Source organism: Bacteroides caecimuris (genome assembly GCF_001688725.2).
Taxonomy (GTDB): domain Bacteria; phylum Bacteroidota; class Bacteroidia; order Bacteroidales; family Bacteroidaceae; genus Bacteroides; species Bacteroides caecimuris.
This window is the reverse complement of record NZ_CP015401.2, coordinates 3,068,798-3,089,422: the sequence shown is the minus strand read 5'-3', so window position 1 is coordinate 3,089,422 and position 20,625 is coordinate 3,068,798. Positions and strand designations below refer to the sequence as shown.

The 20,625-nt window shown below is 43.8% G+C and carries 18 protein-coding genes, 1 pseudogene and 1 riboswitch; of the genes and pseudogenes, 4 read left to right on the top strand and 15 right to left on the bottom strand.

The window, feature by feature from the left end; translation table 11 throughout:
• Positions 1–21: 21 nt before the first annotated feature.
• The 8 genes from A4V03_RS13465 to A4V03_RS13435 form a co-directional block, all read right to left on the bottom strand.
• The gene (locus A4V03_RS13465) at positions 22–1,161 is read right to left on the bottom strand and encodes a PCMD domain-containing protein (protein ID WP_065539263.1); all 1,140 of its coding nucleotides are present in this window, start codon (positions 1,159–1,161) and stop codon (positions 22–24) included.
• 398 nt (positions 1,162–1,559) lie between these two features.
• A complete protein-coding gene (locus A4V03_RS13460) occupies positions 1,560–2,495 on the bottom strand; it encodes a HipA domain-containing protein (protein WP_065540425.1) in 936 nt (311 codons plus the stop codon).
• Between the two features lie 2 nt (positions 2,496–2,497).
• Entirely contained in the window at positions 2,498–2,824 is a 327-nt protein-coding gene (locus A4V03_RS13455; RefSeq protein ID WP_065539262.1) for a HipA N-terminal domain-containing protein, read from the bottom strand.
• Positions 2,821–3,039 (bottom strand): helix-turn-helix transcriptional regulator, encoded by a 219-nt coding sequence (locus A4V03_RS13450; RefSeq protein WP_065539261.1) that lies wholly within the window; start codon positions 3,037–3,039, stop codon positions 2,821–2,823. The genes A4V03_RS13455 and A4V03_RS13450 overlap by 4 nt, the downstream gene beginning before the upstream one ends.
• A 175-nt stretch (positions 3,040–3,214) precedes the next feature.
• On the bottom strand, positions 3,215–4,549 hold the full coding sequence (locus A4V03_RS13445) for an NADP-specific glutamate dehydrogenase (protein ID WP_024987856.1): 1,335 nt from the start codon (positions 4,547–4,549) through the stop codon (positions 3,215–3,217).
• A 247-nt stretch (positions 4,550–4,796) separates the two neighbouring features.
• Positions 4,797–4,973 (bottom strand): hypothetical protein, encoded by a 177-nt coding sequence (locus A4V03_RS20830; protein ID WP_089280722.1) that lies wholly within the window; start codon positions 4,971–4,973, stop codon positions 4,797–4,799.
• Positions 4,970–7,261: an NADP-dependent malic enzyme gene (locus A4V03_RS13440; RefSeq protein WP_065539260.1), complete on the bottom strand. Its 2,292-nt coding sequence runs from the start codon at positions 7,259–7,261 to the stop codon at positions 4,970–4,972. Before A4V03_RS13440 ends, A4V03_RS20830 begins: the two co-directional genes overlap by 4 nt.
• A 235-nt stretch (positions 7,262–7,496) precedes the next feature.
• Positions 7,497–7,838, bottom strand: a complete 342-nt coding sequence (locus A4V03_RS13435; protein WP_065539259.1) for a transposase family protein — start codon at positions 7,836–7,838, stop codon at positions 7,497–7,499.
• Between the two features lie 514 nt (positions 7,839–8,352).
• Here A4V03_RS13435 and A4V03_RS13430 point away from each other — a divergent pair.
• The 3 genes and pseudogenes from A4V03_RS13430 to nrdG all read left to right on the top strand — a co-directional run.
• Positions 8,353–8,889 (top strand): annotated as a pseudogene (locus tag A4V03_RS13430) (efflux RND transporter permease subunit); the annotation flags it as partial.
• A 670-nt stretch (positions 8,890–9,559) separates the two neighbouring features.
• Positions 9,560–9,748, top strand: a riboswitch (cobalamin riboswitch).
• Between the two features lie 32 nt (positions 9,749–9,780).
• Entirely contained in the window at positions 9,781–12,174 is a 2,394-nt protein-coding gene (locus A4V03_RS13420; protein ID WP_065540424.1) for an anaerobic ribonucleoside triphosphate reductase, read from the top strand.
• 2 nt (positions 12,175–12,176) lie between these two features.
• The gene (nrdG, locus tag A4V03_RS13415) at positions 12,177–12,635 is read left to right on the top strand and encodes an anaerobic ribonucleoside-triphosphate reductase activating protein (RefSeq protein WP_065539256.1); all 459 of its coding nucleotides are present in this window, start codon (positions 12,177–12,179) and stop codon (positions 12,633–12,635) included.
• Between the two features lie 190 nt (positions 12,636–12,825).
• Here the strand turns inward: nrdG and rseP are convergent, their stop codons facing one another.
• From rseP to tsaB, 7 genes are all read right to left on the bottom strand, one after another.
• Positions 12,826–14,181, bottom strand: coding sequence for an RIP metalloprotease RseP (rseP, locus tag A4V03_RS13410; protein ID WP_065539255.1), 1,356 nt, complete (start codon positions 14,179–14,181; stop codon positions 12,826–12,828).
• 45 nt (positions 14,182–14,226) lie between these two features.
• Positions 14,227–15,411, bottom strand: a complete 1,185-nt coding sequence (locus A4V03_RS13405; protein WP_065539254.1) for a 1-deoxy-D-xylulose-5-phosphate reductoisomerase — start codon at positions 15,409–15,411, stop codon at positions 14,227–14,229.
• Positions 15,412–15,440: 29 nt separating this feature from the next.
• Entirely contained in the window at positions 15,441–16,301 is an 861-nt protein-coding gene (locus tag A4V03_RS13400; RefSeq protein WP_065539253.1) for a M23 family metallopeptidase, read from the bottom strand.
• A 74-nt stretch (positions 16,302–16,375) separates the two neighbouring features.
• On the bottom strand, positions 16,376–16,915 hold the full coding sequence (gene rimM, locus A4V03_RS13395; protein ID WP_065539252.1) for a ribosome maturation factor RimM: 540 nt from the start codon (positions 16,913–16,915) through the stop codon (positions 16,376–16,378).
• Positions 16,912–18,216 carry a UDP-N-acetylglucosamine 1-carboxyvinyltransferase gene (gene murA / locus A4V03_RS13390; protein ID WP_065539251.1) on the bottom strand — a complete coding sequence of 435 codons (1,305 nt, stop codon included), beginning with the start codon at positions 18,214–18,216 and terminating at the stop codon, positions 16,912–16,914. Before murA ends, rimM begins: the two co-directional genes overlap by 4 nt.
• Before the next feature lie 93 nt (positions 18,217–18,309).
• Entirely contained in the window at positions 18,310–18,921 is a 612-nt protein-coding gene (locus tag A4V03_RS13385) for a DUF4290 domain-containing protein (protein ID WP_065539250.1), read from the bottom strand.
• Positions 18,922–18,951: 30 nt separating this feature from the next.
• Entirely contained in the window at positions 18,952–19,641 is a 690-nt protein-coding gene (gene tsaB, locus A4V03_RS13380) for a tRNA (adenosine(37)-N6)-threonylcarbamoyltransferase complex dimerization subunit type 1 TsaB (protein ID WP_065539249.1), read from the bottom strand.
• 89 nt (positions 19,642–19,730) lie between these two features.
• On the opposite strand from tsaB, the gene A4V03_RS13375 reads away from it, so the two are divergent.
• Positions 19,731–20,609, top strand: coding sequence for a YicC/YloC family endoribonuclease (locus A4V03_RS13375; RefSeq protein WP_065539248.1), 879 nt, complete (start codon positions 19,731–19,733; stop codon positions 20,607–20,609).
• Positions 20,610–20,625: the final 16 nt, after the last annotated feature.

The following is a 20,625-nucleotide window of genomic DNA, read 5'->3' as shown; positions in this document are numbered from 1 at the left end:
ATCGGTTGATTGGGTTTATTATTAATTTGCAGGATATTCACTCGGGTTAGAAGTATGTTCAATTACCACTTTGTCTATATAAAGTGTACTGCCAACAGCTCCCTCAAATTTTGCACCGTCTGCACTGGAAGAGAATACGATGCCAAGTTTGTAGATACCTTTCATTAGTTTGTTAGGGTCAATAGATTTGCCATTCTGCGGTTCGAATTTAAAACTGAATTCTTTCCAATTATCTGTTTCTGGAAGTGCATCAAGATTTTGTGCCAAAGCTACAATATTGGGTGAAGTGAGTGAAGTAGAGCCATCGAGAAATTGTACATTATCATCTGTTTCATATAATACACCATAGATGTCACATTTATCTTTTCTCCCTTCTATGATTTCTCCTTTTGATGAAAAGTTGGCACCTGCTTTATATTTATACCATCCTTTCAACTTGAGCGGATAGTAGAAGAATGGAAAGCCAAAGCGAGTGGCTTTCATTGCGTTGTTTAAAGCCTGTCCCACTTCAAACGAACCGATGAACAAGTTTCCTGCAGCAATATACATTTTTACCATACTTCCGAAGCTACCTGTGTCCTTCGTTGTCAGTTTTACACATTTGCCACCATCAACTCCTCCATTTGCTCGTACTGTGGGGTAGTCTTCCGGTGTTTTTGCCATTTTGGTTAATTCAAATCCTGGGTTTCCACTAGCAAGCTCTAATCGACGGATAACATTTTCAGAAGATTGATCTTCATAGAATTTGTGATAGGGAGCATCTGAACTTAAAGTTTCAAAGTCGTATACCAAAGGCATTTCTGTTTGCCAAAGTTTGATTGTGTAGGTTGCAGAAAAAGCACCGTCTTCTGATGTAACTTTAAATTCTCTAGGGTTTTCATCATCAAAGTTGTAGACGTTAGCTTCGTCTCCGGTTAATTGTCGTACTGGTTGTATAGAAGCTCCAGTAGGGAGGTCGAAGTTGATGTTTATTTGGGATGGGTCAGCAGCTTTTGATACATACAATTGAATGGTGAAGTCATTTCGATCAATCAAATACTGTTGGATGTGGTTTCCGCTGCATCCGTCTATGGCTGCTTCAACATTTTGAGCTTCATCTTGAATGCAGGAAGCGACTGCCAGACATAATATCATTCCGGCGAATAATTTTTTTAGTTTCATCAGTCTGTTATAAATATTAATGAGTTATATAGGGGACAAAGATAGTTAAAAGAGTTGAATCGCTATTTCTGTAGAATGTTAAAAGAAAATTCAATAGCACAGAGGCTGAAAGTAAAATGGAGTGGTTTTAGGGGCGCTTTCAACCGAAAGTCCGATGGATAAGCGCTTATACGAGATATCTTCTTTTATTCATTCCGAATTTTGCTCATTTCTGCATTATTAATCACTATTTTCCTCCTTTCTGCGCGATTATGTCCTTTTTAGAGAATATTCATAACGCGGAAGAACACGATGAAGAAATAAGAATCTACTTCAACTTAAGTAGCCGTTAAATCCCCAAGAATTTTTTTTATTGATATTATAAATAAGTTATTTCCTCTTTGCATCTCTACACTGTTTTATAACAAATCTAACCTCCTTGTTATAATCAGCTTATACTGTTGCTTCATATCTTTTGGCAAGAAAGAAATATCTATGAACTTCAGCCATTTGTCAGCAACCTTGGTAAATTTAGAAAATAGATTGTCTATGATCTTTTTCTCCAAACTGCAGCTATTCATGGCAACTTCAAAATCAGAACGCTTGATTTTGCGTTTTTTACCATTTAGTGTTAAAGCCAATTCTTCGGTGTCCTCTGGCATGAGGAGTGCCGTAGAGAGCATGTCATATCCCGGAGTCAGCGAATAATAGCCTTTACGCTGACTATAAAGTGAAAAGTTTTTTAGATGCATATCCGCATTTCCGGTCAGCCATGAGAAAACGACTTGTTCCCAGAAATTTATTACGTCAAGTTTTGGCACAGCGGAATATTGCATAATTATTTTTGCTATCTTTTCATAAGAGCCCTTATATTTATATTCTGTGAGGCGTTCCGAAAGCTGACACATGTCTTCCATTGGCAGCTTTTCACCCTTCGAGGTTCTATCTATGCGTTTGGTGATATAGGCCAATTCGCCATCGGCAAAACGAATCAATGAATGAGGAACAACGTTTACTTTAGCCAATTCGGCAAGATGCATTGTTAAATCCTCAACTTCAGGCATATATTTAAATTGCTCCGTTTGCGGTTTGAGAATATAACGCCCCCATAAACCTACGATAGTAAAACGTTGTGGTTGGTTGGGGGACGATGATATATCGAGAGACAATTTTGCTTGCACTCCTGTAAGTGTGGTTTGTGAACGTATGACTTGTTCGGCAAGTTGCTTGATATCTGCTTTGGTATAGGGTAGGAGGGGGATAGTTTTACTTCCAAATATTTTTTTTCCGCATTGAGGGTGAAAATCAGTTTCTCCCTCGCCAAGTTCCTGATAACAATATAGGCATCTGTTCATCATTATTCTTTATTTAAGACAGGAATCACACTAACTGCACCGATGCAATCTTTGCAACAGGCAAGGAGTAGTGACATACGGTCACGGCGATTTATCTTCCAACTTTTCTCGGCAATATCTAAAAGCCAGCCTTCGGGAATGAGACCGTCAAAGAATGGGAATAATATTAGACTTGTATATGGCTTTTCAGAGATTGGAAGCGTGAGGCTGACAGGGTCGGCATCGTTGGATTTAATGTAGGCTGCATCATATTGAAAAGTATAGCCATTTTCATCTTCTGTAAGTAATCCTGCCAACTGGTCTTGGTAGTATATGTGTGCTTGTCTCATAGCTTGTTGAATTTACTTATTGGTACAACACCCACTTCCGTTCCAAAAAGACTAAGCACTTGATTTACTTTATCAAGACGCAAAGTCTGTTTGCCTTGTTCGAGTTCGCGTACAAAGCGTAACCCAACTCCTGATTTTTCGGAGAGTTCTACTTGGGTCAAGTTATGTTCTTTACGCATTAGCTTTACGTATTCTGATAATGATTTATCGTTCATATTATACCCTTTTGGGTACAAAGATAATGTATTTTCTCTGATTTACACCCTTTAGGGTATAATTTTAGTTATGGTTTTATGGATTATACCTTATAGGGTATAAAAAAAACTCCCGCACTTCCTTTCGGAAGGCGGGAGCCTTTAAATAAACTATAGCTTATATATCTTTCGCTGATTACACGATACCTTGTGCCATCATTGCTTTAGCAACCTTCATGAATCCGGCTACGTTAGCACCCTTCACATAGTTTACGTATCCGTCGGCTTCTGTACCGTACTGAACGCAAGCTTCGTGGATATTCTTCATGATGCTCTTCAGTTTTTCGTCTACTTCTTCAGCGCTCCAGCTCAATTTGATAGAGTTTTGAGTCATTTCAAGACCTGATACTGACACACCACCGGCATTAGCAGCTTTACCCGGAGCGTAAAGGATCTTAGCATCCTGAAACACTTTGATAGCTTCCGGAGTAGAAGGCATGTTAGCTCCTTCAGATACAGCGATACAACCGTTTGCTACCAGTTGACGAGCGTGGTCGCCATTCAATTCGTTTTGAGTAGCAGAAGGAAGAGCGATATCACATTTTTCACCCCAAGGTTTAGCTCCTTCTACATATTTGCAACCATATTTTTCTGCGTATTCGCGGATACGGCCACGGTACAGATTCTTCAGTTCCATGATGTAATCCAGTTTTTCGCGGTCGATACCATCCGGATCGTAGATATAACCGTCAGAGTCAGAGCAAGTAACTACTTTACCACCCAGTTCGATTACTTTTTCGATTGTATATTGAGCAACGTTACCAGAACCGGAAACCAGACAAACTTTACCTTTCAGGTCAGTGCCTTTTGTTTTCAGCATTTCCATCAGGAAGTAGATGTTACCATAACCGGTAGCTTCCGGACGAATCAGCGAACCACCGAATTCGCGGCCCTTACCTGTGAATGTTCCGGTAAATTCGTGAGCCAGTTTCTTGTACATACCGAACATGAAACCTACTTCACGGCCACCAACACCGATGTCACCGGCAGGAACGTCCGTTTCAGGACCGATGTGACGCCACAGTTCCAACATGAACGACTGTACAAAGCGCATTACTTCAGCATTTGACTTTCCACGAGGAGAGAAGTCGGAACCACCTTTACCACCACCCATCGGCAGCGTAGTCAGTGAGTTTTTGAATGTTTGTTCAAAGGCAAGGAACTTCAAGATAGAAAGGTTTACAGATGAATGGAAACGGATACCGCCTTTGTAAGGACCGATCGCGTTGTTGTGCTGAACACGGTAACCCATGTTGGTTTGAATATTACCTTTATCATCCATCCAAGTCACGCGAAACTGATATACTCTATCTGGAATACACAAACGTTCGATCAAGTTTACTTTATCAAACTCCGGGTGTTTGTTGTATTCTTCTTCAATAGTAGAAAGCACTTCTTCTACTGCTTGATGATATTCCGGTTCATTGGGAAATCTTCTTTTCAGATCGTCTAATACCTTTGCTGCATTCATAATCTTTTTTTTCTTTAATTGGTTGATATAAAATAATGTGCTAATTTGACAAATAGCTCATGTGCCGCTCGACTATGTGCTTTTCTGCCGTATAGCGATTTGCACACTTGTATATGGGTACATCGGATTTTTATTTCCGGTTGCAAAAGTAAAGATAAAAATTGAACTATCAAACATTTTATAAAGAAAAATGCGATAAAACATCAAATTTGATATTTTATCGCATTAAAAATAGGAAAAAAGATATTTATTTGCTCTTTTTGATTGACTTATAAACAGGAATAAATACCAATGCTGCCGAAATGACAAGCATTACTATTGTCATCCCGTCAATTCGTTCGGCTTTTGCCAGAACTAAATAGCAAAGCGCCAACCAAAGCAAGCTGATGCAAACTATTTGTGATTTGGATAAAGGCCTTTTCATTTGCTTTCTTTTTTCTTCTTGTCTACGATGGCATCGATCACGGCTACGGCTGTGATATTCACAATGTCGCGGACAGAACTTTCGAAATCGGTGAAGTGGATAGGTTTGTTCAATCCCATCTGGATAGGGCCGATGAATTCTGTATCCGGGTCCATTGCCTGCAACAGTTTGTAACCGGCGTTTGCTGAACTTAGATTCGGGAAAATCAATGTATTTACGTCTTTACCTTTCAGGCGGGTAAACGGATATTTGGCATCACGCAATTCGCGGTTCATGGCAAAATTTACCTGCATTTCACCGTCGATAGCCAATTCCGGATATTCTTCCTGCATGTGAGCAACAGCTTCGTGCACTTTCACCGGGCTACCTGTGGTATCAGCACCGAAGTTAGAGTAGGACAACATAGAGATCACCGGTGTGTGGTTGAAGAAACGAACTGTTTTATCAGACAGTTTGGCGATATCAATCAGTGTTTCCGTATCGGGGTGGCGGTTGATCAATGTGTCTGCCAGGAAGTAAGTACCTTTCTTGGAATTCAGGATATGCATGGTGCCGAAGTGTTTGAAGCCCGGTTGGATGCCGATCACTTCTTTTGCCACTTTGATCGTATTGCTATATCTTGTATAAAGTCCGGTGATGAATGCGTCTGCATCTCCTGTTTCCACCATCATCATGCCGAAGTAGTTGCGTTCGAACATCTTGTCGTTGGCTTCTTCGTAGGTAAATCCTTCGCGTGCACGTTTTTCTGCAAGGATGCGGGCGTAGCGTTCGCGGCGGTCCGATTCGTCCGGATGGCGGAGATTGACGATTTCGATACCTTCCAGGCTAAGATCCATTTCTTCTGCCAGTTTTCCGATAGCTTCGTCGTTTCCTAATAAGATAGGATGGCAGATCCCTTCGGCTTTGGCTTCAACGGCAGCTTTCAGCATATTCGGGTGGATACCTTCGGCAAATACGACACGTTGCGGTGAGCGGCGGGCAGTATCATACAGTTGGCGGGTCAGTTTGGATTCGTAGCCCATCAATTCACGCAGATGTACGCAGTAAGCGTCCCAGTCTTTGATTTCCGTGCGAGCCACTCCGCTTTCCATAGCGGCTTTGGCTACGGCACAGGAAACTTCTGTGATGAGACGCGGGTCTACCGGTTTCGGGATGAAATATTCCGGGCCGAAAGAGAGGTTGTTTACATGATAGGCTTCATTTACGACATCAGGTACAGGCTGTTTTGCCAGATTGGCGATGGCGTGTACAGCGGCAATCTTCATATCCTCGTTGATTGCTTTGGCATGCGTGTCCAATGCGCCACGGAAGATGTACGGGAAACCGATTACATTATTAATCTGGTTCGGATAGTCGGAACGTCCGGTTGCCATCAATACATCGGGGCGGGCTGACATGGCGTCTTCGTAAGAGATTTCCGGCGTAGGGTTGGCCAGTGCAAATACGATAGGCATCGGAGCCATGCTGCGCACCATATCCTGGCTCAGCACATTTCCTTTCGACAGGCCGAGGAATACATCTGCGCCTTTGATTGCTTCTTCCAGTGTGTGGACATCTGTGCGGTCGGTGGCGAAGTATCTTTTCTGTTCGTTCAGGTCGGTACGTGTTTTGCTGATTACGCCTTTGCTGTCCAGCATGACGATATTTTCGAGACGTGCACCCAGTGAAACATACAATTTAGTACAAGATACTGCGGATGCACCGGCACCGTTCACAACGATTTTCACATCCTCGATTTTCTTTCCGGCCACTTGCAGGGCGTTTACCAGTCCGGCACTGGAGATGATAGCCGTTCCGTGCTGGTCGTCGTGCATCACCGGGATATCCAGTTCTTCTTTCAGACGGCGTTCGATTTCGAAACATTCCGGTGCTTTGATATCTTCCAGATTGATACCACCGAAAGTAGGAGCGATAGCTTTCACCGCTGCGATGAATTTTTCAGGGTCTTTTTCGTCCACTTCGATATCGAAGACGTCAATACCCGCATAGATTTTGAAGAGCAGCCCTTTGCCTTCCATTACCGGTTTGCCGCTCAATGCGCCTATATCGCCCAGTCCGAGTACGGCTGTACCGTTAGAGATAACGGCAACAAGGTTACCTTTCGCAGTGTATTTATATGCGTCCTGTGGATTTTTCTCTATTTCGAGGCATGGTTCTGCTACGCCGGGAGAATATGCGAGTGCTAAATCTGTTTGTGTACTGTACGGTTTGGTAGGAACTACCTCAATCTTACCGGGTTTGCCCTGTGAGTGGTAGAGCAAAGCGGCTTCTTTCGTTATTTTAGCCATGGTATCTGTATTTTTATTAATAAGTTATCATTTGGCTGCAAATGTAGGAATAAAAGTTTAAAATTGTAGTCCATAATTGATAAATTCTATTGATTTTATAGCAAAATGACTGGTTCTATAATACGGCTTGTAAAGTTTCCACATTTATATCCGGTTCGGAAAACATTTATTGTTTTTATTGATAAGAAGAAAAAAGAAAGATGGAAATCGGGAAGATTCCACCTTATCTTTTCTTTTAGAAGCACTCTTTCGGAGTGCTCTCCACTATAGCAACAACCCCTTCATACTTACCACAAAGCTCAGATACCCAATCACGAAAGACCAATTCAAAATAACCGGGTTTGAGTAAACTGAAAAAACGATTGAAAGTATCATGACTGGGGATCTTTACTAAATCAGGAAAACGACGTTTAAAGAAGTCAAACTTACAAATACCGAACCGTTCTATTTCATTCCAACTTTCACTTCCACAGATTACAGCACACAAGGCTATATAAACGATGACTTCCAAAGAGTGTTCTTTTTTTCGGTCAATACGAGGATCTTCAAGTTGTTTACAAAGACTAATTAAGCTCATTTTAGGGTTTATTTTTGTTTAAATTCAATACAACAAAAATACAAATAAATAATTAATACACAAAATATTAATAGATTAATAATAAGATAAATAATAAAAATGAAATATGGATAATAGTTGACTAATTGATAGACAAAATATAATGCGTCTGCCCTGTTTCATTTGATGCAAACTATAAACGCAAGCTTTGATTATATAATTGCAAGCTTTGTTTTTATAATCAAAGCCTTTGTTTTTATAAACGAAGCTTGCGTTTATAGATTACAGTTAATGAAAAATAAGTTTACATGCTGATAATAAGAAGTTTACAATTAATGAAAGAGAACTTTTTTATTAATGAATGAAAAGTGGATTATTAAGAGCCCGCTCCGAGTTTTGCCCGACACAGTTTTGAGAGTTGCTTTCGAGTATATTTTCTGTTGTTGTGAGGAGCAGCATGACGGAGACTATGGGACGAATAAAAACAGGTTGGTAAAGCCTATCTAACATAATCTCAGGAAAATTTAAACAGGCTCTAAGTGCGCTCTACGAAAGCTTCATTATTCCGTTCGCCGTTCTTTTGAGTGTGCCTTGCGGATTGATGGGTAGCTTCCTTTTTGCCCGGATATTCGGACTGGAGAATAATATTTACCTGCAAACGGGTCTGATTATGTTGATCGGTCTGCAGGCAAAAACGGCTATCTTGCTGACGGAATATGCTGCCGAACGCCGTAAGGCCGGTATGGGACTGATTGCTTCTGCTGTCAGCGCAGCCAAAGCCCGTCTGCGCCCGATTCTGATGACGGCTTTGACGATGATTTTCGGTCTGTTCCCGCTGATGATGTCTAGTGGAGTAGGAGCTAACGGTAACCGTTCGTTGGGTACGGGAGTAGTTGGCGGTATGACTATCGGTACGCTGGCACTGCTTTTCATCGTGCCAACCTTATTCATCGCTTTCTAATGGTTGCAGGAACGTCTCCGTCCCATACAGAGTGCCCCTACGCATGATTGGCAGATTGAAGAGGAAATCAAAGTGAGCGAGGGAGAAAAGTCCAGGGCTGGAAAAGAGTAATTCTGATTTTTAGACAGAAGAACATAAGTACAAAAGATAAAGTCGGTGTAGTCATATAATTAATGTAATCATATAATGTTGCTCAACGCGCAACTGTCACAAGTGGCAAACCGTTTTACTGAAATTCAGGGTGTGATTACGTTGTATCAGGTTTTGGGTGGCGGCCGTATGTAGGTATGTATGTGTTTTGCGTCGGATTGCAGGAGATTATTAGTTCCTTTTGGCAGGTTATGAGTTAGATACTTCTGTCTAATAGCGATTGAAGTTATTGCTAGCAGTAAGGTCGGAAACAAAATACTGCAATAATCAGTTATACGACACTCGGGTTTCATGGCACTTGACACCCGGGTGTCATACAATTTAATTCTACTCCTTTTTCGGAAACATTGCGGAAAAGAGAAATTTGATGATAATTTCTAAAAAGCAGAAATATTTCTTTGATTTTGTATAGAACAAAAGAAAATAAATTCCCATTTTTGTAGCTACAATAGGGGATAGACGGTCTGTGAATTGTCTGCTTTTCGGAAAAAGAATAAACGGAATTGGAATATTATCCACGTTAAAATCAGAAAAAAAGTTTTCCGTTTTGGAAAACTTTCTGTATCAGCGAGAAAGAAAAGTTTCCCAAAATTTAATGTTAAAAGCTAACCAAGCTATTATATATTCCCCTATCTTTGCATCCGTTTTCGGAGCTAAAAAGAGGTTTAGTCAATGAGGGAACGCTGTGCAAATCGGCGACAGTACCCGCTGCTGTAATTCTCTAAGAATCCGCACAATAGGCCACTGCATCGATGCCGGTGTGGGAAGGTGTTGCGGGGGAGGGATAAGTCAGAAGACCTGCCGAAGAGATTTTCTATTTTCAATTTATTAATGCTTTCGGGAGTTAAAGTTATGAACTACGCGGAAATTTGTATCATCAAACGCGATGGTAAGAGAGAAGATTTCTCTATCAGTAAGATTAAGAATGCAATTAGTAAAGCATTCAGTGCATGTGGTATTCAGGATGAGCAGCAGTTGATTGCTGACATCACCATGAATGTTATCAGTCAGTTTGCTACCCCCACGATCACCGTAGAAGAGATTCAGGACTTGGTAGAAAAGTCGTTGATGAAAGTGCGGCCGGAGGTGGCGAAGAAATACATCATCTATCGCGAATGGCGGAATACGGAGCGTGATAAGAAAACCCAGATGAAACAGGTGATGGACGGCATTGTGGCTATCGACAAAAATGATGTCAATTTGAGCAACGCCAACATGAGCAGTCACACGCCTGCCGGGCAGATGATGACGTTTGCTTCCGAAGTAACTAAAGATTATACCTATAAATACTTGTTGCCGAAACGTTTTGCCGAAGCGCACCAGTTGGGAGACATTCACATCCACGACCTGGATTATTATCCGACAAAGACGACAACCTGTATCCAATATGATATGGATGACCTCTTTGAACGCGGTTTCCGCACAAAGAACGGTAGCATCCGCACCCCGCAAAGCATCCAAAGCTATGCTACGCTGGCTACCATCATCTTTCAGACCAACCAAAATGAGCAGCATGGCGGACAGGCGATTCCGGCTTTCGACTTCTTCATGGCAAAAGGAGTGGCGAAATCTTTCCGTAAGCATCTGGCATCGTTCATCAACTTCTATGTGGCTATGGAGAACGGAAATCAGGCCGATGAAAAATCCATCCGCACGTTGATTAAAGAATACCTTCCGTCTATCAAGTCCACCGAGGCCGAACGCGAAACATTGCGCATCGCTTTGGTCGCTTTACAGATCATTATAGATAAGGAACACCTTGCACGCATTGTCGAAAAAGCCTACCAGCAGACCCGTAAAGATACGCATCAGGCAATGGAAGGATTCATCCACAACCTGAACACAATGCATTCCCGTGGCGGTAACCAAGTGGTATTCAGTTCCATTAACTACGGAACGGACACTTCTGCCGAAGGCCGTATGGTGATCGAAGAACTGCTGAAAGCTACCATTGAAGGACTCGGCACAAGAGGAGAAGTGCCTGTATTCCCCATCCAGATATTCAAGGTGAAAGACGGTGTTTCTTACTCGGAGAAAGACTTTGAGAAGGCAATGAAAGCGGAGAACATCGAAGAGGCAATGACCGACAGTTACGAGGCTCCCAACTTCGACTTGTTATTGAAGGCTTGCCAGACTACTGCGAAAGCGTTGTTCCCGAACTTCATGTTCCTCGACACACCTTTCAACAAGAACGAGAAATGGAAAGCCGACGATCCGCAGCGTTACATTTACGAATTGGCAACGATGGGTTGCCGTACCCGTGTTTTTGAAAATGTGGCGGGAGAAAAATCTTCTTTAGGACGTGGCAATCTTTCGTTCACTACACTGAATATGCCAAGACTGGCTATCGAAGCCCGTATCAAAGCGGAAAATCTGGTAGAAGATGAACGCAACAAAGATGCCATCGAACAAAAAGCAAAAGAAATTTTCATCGAATCTGTACACCAAATGTCTGCGCTCGTAGCCGATCAGCTTTACGAACGTTATCAGTATCAGCGTACGGCTCTGGCACGTCAGTTCCCGTTCATGATGGGAAATAATGTGTGGAAAGGCGGTGGCGGACTGAATCCGAACGAACAGGTAGGAGACGCCTTGCGCAGCGGTACACTGGGGATCGGATTTATTGGCGGGCATAACGCAATGGTGGCTCTCTACGGACAAGGTCACGGACACAACCAAAAAGCATGGGACACGCTGTATGAAGCGGTGATGGAAATGAATAAAGTGGCAGACGAATATAAAGAGAAATATAATCTGAACTACTCCGTTCTGGCTACTCCTGCCGAAGGACTTTCGGGACGTTTCACGAAAATGGACCGCCGGAAATATGGAAAAATCCCCGGAGTGACAGATCGCGACTATTACGTCAACTCTTTTCACGTAGACGTGAAAGAACCGATCAGCATCGTTGAGAAAATCAAGCGTGAAGCTCCGTTCCATGCTGTTACACGCGGCGGACACATCACGTATGTGGAGCTGGACGGTGAAGCGCAGAAGAATGTGCGTGCCATTGCCAAGATTGTGAAAGTGATGCACGACGAAGGTATTGGATACGGCTCTATCAATCACCCGGTAGACACTTGTCATAACTGTGGTTACAAGGGAGTTATCTTCGATAAATGCCCTGTATGCCAGAGTGAAAGTATTCTCCGTATGCGGCGTATCACCGGTTATCTGACGGGCGATTTAAGTTCTTGGAACTCTGCTAAGCGAGCAGAAGAGAAGGACCGTGTAAAGCATTTGTAGAAGTGAATTTACTAGGAACTTATCCCGAAACGATCGTTGACGGTGAAGGTATCAGGTTTTCTATTTATCTTGCCGGCTGCTCCCATCATTGTCACGGTTGCCACAACCCGGAGAGTTGGAACCCGGACGCAGGAGAAGAACTGACGGAGGAGAAAATACAGTCCATCATCCGTGAAATCAAAGCGAATCCTTTGCTGGACGGCGTTACTTTTTCCGGTGGTGATCCGTTTTTTCATCCGGAAGCGTTCCGGCTTTTACTGAAACGGGTGAAAGAGGAAACAGGGATGAATGTGTGGTGCTACACCGGATACACATACGAAGAAATTAAGGCGCAGCCTCGTTTAAGTGCCGCTCTTGATTATATTGATGTATTGGTGGACGGACGCTTCGAACAGGCTCTTTTCTCTCCATATTTGGAGTTCAGGGGAAGCAGCAATCAGCGGATTTTGAAGTTGAAGTAACCGGTTCTTTTTGTAGTCGGATGGGCTTGCTTCTGTGTTTGTGTCTGTCAATCATTCGGATAGGTACAGAGAATAAATGGAGGCTGTCTAAAAAATCGGTTCTATCCTCATTCTCCTTCCTGAAGGAGGGGAGTTGGAGTTACTAACGACTTTTTAGACAGCCTCTTGAATCTATCTATGCTTCGAAATCCTAAAAGAAGAACCTTAGAATATCGTTGAAGTTAGCCCATATCAACAGACCGAAGAGTAGAATCATACCGGTCATTTGAGCGTATTCCATAAATTTGTCGCTCGGTTTGCGGCGAGCTATCATCTCGTAGAAGAGGAAGAGCACGTGGCCGCCATCCAATGCGGGGATAGGGAGGATATTCATGAAAGCCAGAATGATAGAAAGGAAGGCTGTCATATACCAGAACTGGTGCCAATCCCATGTAGCGGGGAAGATGCTGCCGATCGTTCCGAAGCCACCTAGCTGTTTGGCTCCTTCTTTCGAGAAAAGGTGTTTCATGTTTCCTACATATCCTTTCAGTGTCTTTATGCCGAGGGAGATACCTGCCGGGAAGGATTCAAAGAAAGTATATTCTTTTTTCACCATAGGGAGCAGGCGGTCTGTGACGAGACAGGCGGTTACACCCATCAGGTAGGCGGAGTCTACACGCATATTCAATGTGTCGGTTACGCCGCTACGTACATAGGTCAGTGTAATCAGGCGCGGATCTATGCTGTCTTTGAGCAAGGTTTCTGCGTTTTTCTTACGTTCTGCCATCGCTTCTTTGAAGTCGGAGAAAGAAATCGGTGTTCCGTTCAGGGCGATAATGCTGTCACCCGGTTGGATGCCTGCTTGTGCGGCAGGAGAATTCACCATCACACTGTCTATCACGTATGGGAAACGGTAGGAGGCAAAACGGATGCTGTCTGCCAGAAGGCGTTGCATCAAGTCTTCGGGGATATAAACGGAAGCTTTTGCACCGTTGCGGATAACGCTTACTTCGCGAGCGTCGGCAATCTGGCTCAACATATCACCGTCATAACGTTCGAAAGGAACACCGTCGGCAGAAAGAAGGATATCACCGTCCTGAAAACCTACAGATTTGGCCGTTTCGTTGAAATCCATGCCGAGAGGAGCTTCCTGCACCTTTATATATTGGTCGCCCCACGCAAAAAGAATCATCGAGTAGATGAACAGGGCCAACAGGAAGTTGAACAGTACGCCACCCACCATGATTAGCAGACGTTGCCATGCCGGTTTGGAACGGAACTCCCACGGTTGTTCGGGTTGTTTCATCTGCTCGGTATCCATCGACTCGTCAATCATACCGGATATCTTGACATAACCGCCTAACGGCAGCCAGCCTACTGCATATTCTGTGTCGCTTTTCTTAGGCTTGAATTTAAACAAGGTGAACCAGGGATCAAAAAATAAGCAGAATTTCTCTACACGCACCTTAAACAAACGGGCAAAAAGAAAATGCCCGCCTTCGTGAATGATAACGAGCAAAGATAAGCTCATAATCAATTGCAGGGCACGAATCAAAAATGTTTCCATGTTTATTATTTACTATTTTACTATTTACAAATTACTAATCATTGCTCAGAGACTTTGCCGACTCACCAGTTCGGAAGCGATTCTCCGTGCTTCCGCATCGGTGGCTACATAGTCGTCGTATGTGGGGGTGGCTATAAACATAGCCCGTTCCATTGTTTTCTCTATCACGTCGCTCATACCGAGGAAGCTGATGCCATCTTTCAGGAAAGAGGCTACTACTACTTCATTAGCGGCATTGACGATGCAAGGCATGTTCCCTCCGCGATGCATCGCTTCGTAAGCGAGTGCCAGATTGCGGAACCGTTTCGTATCGGGTTGTTCGAACGTCAGGTTCGTGCATTTGGAAAAATCGAGCCTGTCGAAAGAAGAACTAATACGGTCGGGATAAGAGAATGCATACTGGATGGGCAGACGCATATCAGGCATGCCCAACTGTGCTTTTACAGCTCCGTCTTCAAACTGCACCATCGAGTGAATAACTGATTGCGGATGCACAACCACCTCAATCTGACTGGGTTGAACACCGAACAGCCATTTGGCTTCGATCACTTCAAAACCTTTATTCATCATGGAAGCAGAATCAATCGTGATTTTCGCTCCCATCTCCCAATTGGGATGTTTCAAGGCCTGTGTCTTAGTCACGGACTTTAACTGTTCTAAAGTGTAAGTGCGGAACGGACCTCCGGAGGCAGTCAATATCACTTTCTCAATCGGATTGCCCACTTCTCCTGCTAAACACTGAAAAACGGCAGAGTGTTCAGAATCTACCGGCAGAATCGGGGTGCGATATTGTTGTGCCAGCTGGTTAATCAGTTCACCTGCTACTACCAATGTTTCTTTATTTGCTAGCGCAATCGCTTTCTTGGCGCGGATCGCGTTGATTGTCGGCTTCAGTCCGGCATAACCGACCATGGCTGTCAATACCATATCGATAGGACCCGCTTCCACAATCTGACAGATAGCGTCGGTTCCTGCATACACCTTGATAGGCAGGTCGCTCAATGCTTCTTTCAGTTCGGAATACTTTTCTTCGTTGGCTATCACTACTACTTCCGGCAGGAACTTTCGTGCTTGCGCAATCAGTAGTTCCACACGGTTATTGGCTGTCAGTGCGTATGCTTCGTACAGGTCGGGATGCTCTTCGATGACTTGCAAAGCCTGCGTTCCGATGGAACCTGTGGAGCCTAGAATAGCTATTTGTTTCTTTTTTTTGTTAGTCTCTATATTCATTTTATATCATCACTTTATCTGTCATCACTTTAAAATACGATGTATTTTTCCGGATTTACCGGGTGGCCTTTATACCAAAGTTCGAAGTGCAGGTGTGGCCCTGTACTAAGTGTTCCGCTATTTCCTACCAAGGCGATGGCTTCGCCTCCTTTCACTCGTTCACCTTCCTTTTTCAGGAGAGAACCGCAATGTTTGTAGATCGAAATAAAATCCTGGTTGTGTTGCACGCCAATCAGATAACCGGTTTCAGCGGTGTACGTGCTGAGGATGACGGTTCCGTCCATGGTTACCAGTACGCTTTCGTTGGGATTGGCGGCAATATCAGTGCCGTAATGTTTCTTTTCGGTATTGAAGTGGTTGGATACCATGCCTCGAGTGGGACGGTATAATATCAATCCGGTCACGTCCGGTTGGGAAGTGATGGAGGTTAGATTGTATTTCTCGCTCTCCTCATATTGGCGGCGGAATTCTTCTTCCCGCTTGGTTCGTTCCATCAGCGTGTCTTCACGGGCAGCAGTCAGTGAATCAAGCGTTTGTACGCTGTCGATAGGCACTTTCCCGCTGAAGATGTCCTGAATGTTCATGATGTAGAGGTTCTGCTTGTTGAGCACTTGTTGCAAAGAGTCTACACGCAGCGCATTGTCTACAATCTGTGTACGGACCTCACTGTTCATATATCCCGGAAGATAATTGCGCAACGGGGTGAAAGCAATGATGCAGGAAGCAATCAGGAAAAGCACTGCCAGCACGCAAAGTAAAACGGATAGTCCATTGAGCTTGGATACACGAAGTCCGACAATTTCTTCAAGTGTATTTTCATTAACGATCGTCAGTTTATACTTGAACTTGAAATTTTTCCAGAAAGCTTTACTTCGTCTTCTCTTTGGCATCTCGGATATTTACTATTTTACGATTTACTATTTACTATTTTCAGTTGATGAGTGACTCATCGTTTTATTTGTTCTCATCGGTCATCTTCCAACTCTTCCAGATTGAGCAACCCTTCGGGAAGTTCCACGGTGATGAGTTTCTGTTTCTGGTCTAGCCCTACGATAAATTCCTCTTGGGCGGGAACGAGTAGTTCCTCTTCATCTCTTTCAACCACAAAAAGGGTGTTTACCGTAGTGTTATCTACATCTATCACTTCTCCCAAAGGTCCGTGATGAATGTCTTCCATTTGAAAACCGATAAAGAAGTTCCAGGACAATTCGCCGTCTTCCGCTTCTTCCGCGTGCTTTACGGGGAAGTAAACTTCGATGTTGGTGAACATTCGGGCACGTTCGGCAGTGTCTATCCCTTCCAGTTTTACCAAAGCGGTGGAGTCGGAACGGAAACGGTATTCTTCGATGAAGAAAGGCACGAAAATACCGTCGAGCAGGCATATCAGATAATCGCAGTCCACGCGGTCGAAAATATCGTCCGTAAACGTAAACTGCAATTCACCGTGAATGCCATGCGGTTTATTGAATAATCCTATCTTATATACTTCTTCTTTTTTTATCATATTCGGGTGATTCTGGCTCCGATAGCGTTCAGACGTCCTTCGATGTTCTGATAACCACGGTCTATCTGTTCGATGTTACTAATGGTACTGGTTCCTTCAGCGCTCATGGCGGCAATCAGAAGGGCTATACCGGCACGTATATCCGGTGAAGTCAGGCGGGAGCCGCGCAACTTGAAGCTATGATTGTGTCCGATGACTACGGCACGGTGAGGGTCGCAGAGGATGATCTGTGCACCCATATCGATCAGCTTGTCCACAAAGAACAGGCGGCTTTCGAACATCTTCTGATGGATCAGTACGCTGCCTTTGGCTTGTGTGGCTACAACGAGCATTACACTAAGCAAGTCGGGAGTCAGTCCCGGCCAGGTGGCGTCGGCTATTGTCATGATGGAGCCGTCGATGAATGATTCTATCTGGTAAGTTTCCTGTGCGGGAACATAAATGTCATCTCCTCTCTGTTCGAGCTTGATGCCCAGGCGGCGGAAGCTCTCGGGGATGATTCCAAGGTTCTCGTAAGAAACGTTTTTGATGGTGATTTCGCTTTTTGTCATGGCTGCCATACCGATAAAACTGCCGACTTCAATCATATCGGGCAATACGGTGTGTTGTGCGCCATGCAATTCTTCCACGCCTTCAATAGTAAGCAGGTTGGAGGCAATTCCGCTGATTTTCGCTCCCATCCGGTTGAGCAACCGGCAGAGTTGTTGCAGGTAAGGTTCGCAGGCAGCGTTGTAGATGGTAGTAGTGCCTTTGGCAAGCACGGCAGCCATTACGATATTGGCTGTTCCGGTGACGGACGCTTCGTCTAGCAGCATATAGCTTCCTTGAAGTTTGTCGGCTGTTATTTCGTAAATGCCCCGTCCTTCATCATAACGGAAGTCCGCTCCTAAATTCTGAATACCTACAAAGTGAGTGTCCAAACGGCGGCGACCGATTTTATCTCCTCCCGGCTTGGATATCAACGCTTTGCCGAAACGTGCCACCATAGGGCCAATCAGCATGACAGAGCCTCGCAGACTGGAGCATTTCTTTAAAAACTCATCGCTTTCCAAATAAGCCAAGTCTACATTCTCTGCTTTAAAACTATAAGAATCAATGCCTTTCTTTGCAACCGTCACTCCCATATCGCGTAAGAGCTGGATTAAGTTGTTGACATCAAGAATATCAGGTATATTGTTTACCGTTACCTCCTCTGCGGTTAGCAATGTGGCACAGATTATCTGCAAAACTTCGTTTTTAGCTCCTTGCGGGTGAATCTCTCCGCAAAGCCGATGTCCTCCTTCGATTACAAATGAAGCCATTAATTTTTAAGTATTAAGTATGGTTAAAGTGTTAAGTGTTAAATATCAAGTATTAACCGTGCGGTATCTACTTGATACTTATTTCCTATTTTCTTAGTATCTTCTCTTGTTGTTCTGACGATTATTGGTATAGTTCGTCTTCTGACGATAGTTCTGGTTCAGGCGTTCTGCCATTAGCCGGACGATATCGTCAGTCATTTGGAGTTCCCCGTTGGAGAGTTCGTACAGGTCTTCGGCGATTTTTTTGTCGTCCACTGTATCTTTGTTCCATGCCAGGTAGTCCTTCTTCATGTGGTTGCAGATGAGGGCAATCAAGTTTCTCTTTTCGTTTCCTTCGGGGAATTCGATTGCTTTCTTTATCAGTATTTCCAGTGTGCGTCCGTAGTGGCGATAACGCATACGGGCAGTGGAGTAGGGGATCGGATCCGGACGGGTCACCAAGTTGTCCTTACGGATGATTTCATACGGGTAGTCAATATCCAGATCAAAACCGGACATGATAGCCAGGTGATCCCAGAGCTTGTGCTTGAAGTCGGGCACATCACGCAAATGGGGGAACATATTTCCCATAATGTTGATGATGGTGTTGGCACAACGCTGACGTTCTGCACGATCCTGAATGGTCAACGCATAATCTACCATGTTCTGGATGCTACGCCCATATTCGGGAAGCGGCATTCTTTTCTGTTGAGTATTGTATTGCATTTATTTAATTGAAAGTTTTAAAATTAAAAATTAAAGAAGTTTTTTCGGCGTGGAAGCAACGAATTCTTTCAGGTAGAAAGGTTCGAAGTAAGCCACGTCTTTATAATCTTCGTCGGCTATTGCTTTTTCTGCCAGCGGGAACATCATTTTAGCCAATGGGTGAATATTGTCGATGAAGTGTGCGTTCGGATGCGTGATCTGTTCGCGGCATTTGTCGGCCCCGTTTCCAAAGAAATAAACCGGCTGTTCGTTTAGAAACTCCAAGTAAGAGTTTTCGTCTATGATATCGGCAGATACTGCACGTTTTGCCTGAAGTCTGCGGTCATAAATGGCTGCGTATACTTCCATGCGGCGGGCGTCGATCATCGGACAAAGCAAAGCGTCTTCGGGCAAGTCGTGATACAACAACACCGGAACAGTCAATACTTCCAGTGTCGGAATACCGATCAATGGGATGTTACGTCCGTAACAAATCCCTTTCGCCATAGAAACCCCGATTCGAAGTCCGGTGTAAGAACCTGGTCCGCAGCTTACTGCGACTGCATCCAAAGGGATGGCATGACTGTCAATGAAAGACAACGCTTCATCTACAAAAACTCCTAAAGACACGGCGTGTGAAGGGCCTTTCAAATCTTCTTTCACAAAAATCGTCTGTCCGTCTTGACTGGCCGCTACCGAGCAAACAGAGGTAGAGGTTTCAATATTCAGTATACACGACATAAAAATCAGCTTATTAAATTGTCGCAAATTTACATGATTATTTCCAATTCTTAAAATATTCGTGTACTTTTGCACAAAACTTTAAGGTTATGATACAGTCTATGACAGGATACGGCAAAGCTACGGCCGAACTTCCTGATAAAAAAATAAATGTAGAAATCAAGTCGCTCAACAGCAAGGCAATGGATTTATCCACTCGTATCGCTCCGGTGTATCGTGAAAAAGAGATTGAAATCCGTAATGAGATTTCTAAAGTGCTGGAACGTGGAAAGGTCGATTTCAGCCTGTGGATCGAGAAGAAAGAGGCGGCAGAAAATGCGACTCCTATCAATCAAGTATTGGTGGAAGGTTACTACAAACAGATTTTGGCAATCTCGCAGAATCTTGGTATTCCTGTTCCTGCCGACTGGTTTCAGACATTGCTCCGTATGCCGGATGTGATGACTAAAACGGAAATTCAGGAACTGACCGAAGAGGAATGGAAAATGGTGCATGCCACGGTGCTCGATGCTATCAGTCATCTGGTAGATTTCCGCAAACAGGAAGGTGCTGCACTGGAAAAGAAGTTCCGCGAGAAGATCGCCAATATCACAAGCCTGCTCGAAAAGATCGCTCCTTACGAAAAAGAACGTGTGGAAAAAGTGAAAGAACGCATCACGGATGCTCTCGAAAAGACATTAAGTGTGGATTACGACAAGAACCGCTTGGAGCAAGAATTGATCTACTACATTGAGAAATTGGATGTCAATGAAGAAAAACAACGCCTTAGCAACCATCTGAAATATTTCATCAGCACAATGGAAAGCGGTAACGGACAAGGTAAGAAACTTGGTTTTATTGCCCAGGAAATGGGTCGGGAAATCAATACGTTAGGTAGCAAGTCTAATCATGCCGAAATGCAGAAAATCGTTGTTCAGATGAAAGATGAGCTGGAGCAGATTAAGGAGCAGGTGTTGAACGTGATGTAATTTACTCACAATAAAT